The following is a 2,021-nucleotide window of genomic DNA, read 5'->3' as shown; positions in this document are numbered from 1 at the left end:
AATCCCTGACTGATATCACTTACCTTAGCGCAACAGAAGGCAATCTCTCTGAACAAAATTCAGACGATGATTATACCTAAAGCAGGAAAATGAACAAATGATTAATATGAGAAACAATATTTTATATATTTTATAACCTAAAGAAACCAGGTGTAATGTGGCGATAAGGGAAAGCAAATTCACTAAATCACAAATTGTTGCCATGTTCAAAGAAGCAGAGTTGGGGTGTCTGTCCTGAAATCTGCAAACACGCTAAATAAGACAATGCACGTGGATATTATTGACGATTCTAGTTGGTAAATGCTTACCATCTGGGCAGTCATAAAAGTACCTGCTCGAACAGTTGCCTCGCAAGGAAAGCTGGCGCACATAAGAGTTATTAATAACCCTGAATTTACACCTTACTTGTTGCACAGTAAGGCCCAGAAAAAACGTAAAATCATAGCTTTGCTCGATAAAGTGACCTTCACACTTTATCGAGCAAATCATAATGACTCAGAACCAAGGCATATATCTTGAGTCGCACATGTGAGATGTGAGTCATATGTACTTCTTCTACCTGTTTATTTCCTCACTTTTTACAATCCAACTCTCAATTTCCTTTACCAGGTAAATTTTGAGTTGATCTAGATTTTCAATATTTTGCTCAGAAACATTAAACTCTATTAATAAATCATCTGAGACAACGTGACTCCTGCAGTTAGCTCGCACTCCAGAGCGCGTTTTTGGGCTTTTCCCTGATATACAGTGAGCTAACCAAAAAGTTGCAGCCTCAGGGGGAAGAGCCCCCCCTAATTCTGGGTTTTCATTAACCAATGCCCATGAATATGGATATTCAACATTTCTGTAAACTTTGAACAGGCCATCACCAAAAGACTCAACACGCCGATCAGAATACGTTCCCTTTGAGTGCCACAAATCTAAATATGCAGAAGAGCTAACATAAGCATCTACTTCACTAGTATTGAGGATTGAGAGCAACCCTCTAATGTCTTCTTTATAATCTCCATCTGAGGCTTGGTAGCCTGCAACTTTTTGAGCAATTTCTTGTGCTGACAAAGTAAACATGACTTGATCAGTACGATTATCTAGCCCTGGCAACCAAGACAATCCATTCCAGCTGCTTTTCTCAAGTGCATTCTTTTCAGGAATGCTTATTGAGTATGCTCCCAGCTGGAATTGATAGCTATCACTCTCTTGTGAACCCAACTTCATTGACAGGGCTACACCGAGTAGAACAATAAAAACAGCACTAGCAAATTTATATATGCTCATTAAATCCCCTAATCACATCCCCAACACCAAATTGCCCTTGTCGCAGACGCTTCCCACAACGCCCCTGTCATTGGCGTCCCACCAAAAGTGGTTGTGGGGAGTCCATACTCGGCAAAGACATCGTGATGGTATACCGCTATCTGTCTTGGACTCAATAAGCCATGAACTCCTAACCTATCTCCATCAGTCCACGCAACATGAGCTTCCATTAGCTTAATCCCTACTTCATTCAAATCAAGAGGACCATCACCATAGACTCGGGCATATGCTTGCAAACGGTTGTTGATGGCTTGACCACCTGTTAAATAGTCAATAAGACCCCCTTCGTCCTGAACCGCTTTAAGGCCGATTTTACCCATGGGGTCTTTAGAATCTTCCCAACGAGACCTCCAGAAACCTTCTCTATCACCAGCTGCAGCCATTTCCCTTTGCTTGTCAGTTATCTTGTAGCTATGGTGTTTCTTTGCAAACTCACCTCCGCCTTCGGCGTTATACCACCACTGCATCGCAGACGTAACCGCACCGTTAGCGAACTTGCCACCTGTCAGTTCAGAGACTGTACCACCAACCACTCCCGCTATGATGGTTCTCTTCACGGCATCCGCAAATACACCCGTTTGTGGTTTCATAAACCCTTTCATGCTCGACGTCACCATCGAGCTCACAAAACCATGCCCGAACTTACCACCTTGCAGAACGGAGGTGATCCCGCCAACCATCGCATGGGAAGCCACATTGGCTACGGC

2 protein-coding genes are annotated in these 2,021 nt (G+C 43.1%); both read right to left on the bottom strand.

The window, feature by feature from the left end; translation table 11 throughout:
• Positions 1–555: 555 nt before the first annotated feature.
• Entirely contained in the window at positions 556–1,275 is a 720-nt protein-coding gene (locus MHN31_RS24025; RefSeq protein WP_125564833.1) for a hypothetical protein, read from the bottom strand.
• 8 nt (positions 1,276–1,283) lie between these two features.
• Positions 1,284–2,021, bottom strand: a 738-nt coding sequence (locus MHN31_RS24020; RefSeq protein WP_239445543.1) for a hypothetical protein, incomplete at its 5' end; no start/stop codon positions are given.

It is taken from the genome of Pseudoalteromonas sp. McH1-42 (assembly GCF_022347845.1).
Taxonomy (GTDB): domain Bacteria; phylum Pseudomonadota; class Gammaproteobacteria; order Enterobacterales; family Alteromonadaceae; genus Pseudoalteromonas; species Pseudoalteromonas rubra_D.
Note: the sequence above shows the minus strand (reverse complement) of the source record. Positions and strands in the feature narration are given on the sequence as shown.

Coding starts and splice junctions, on each gene's coding strand:
- MHN31_RS24025 (WP_125564833.1), bottom strand. CDS start 1,275: ATGAGCATATATAAATTTGCTAGTGCTGTTTTTATTGTTCTACTCGGT.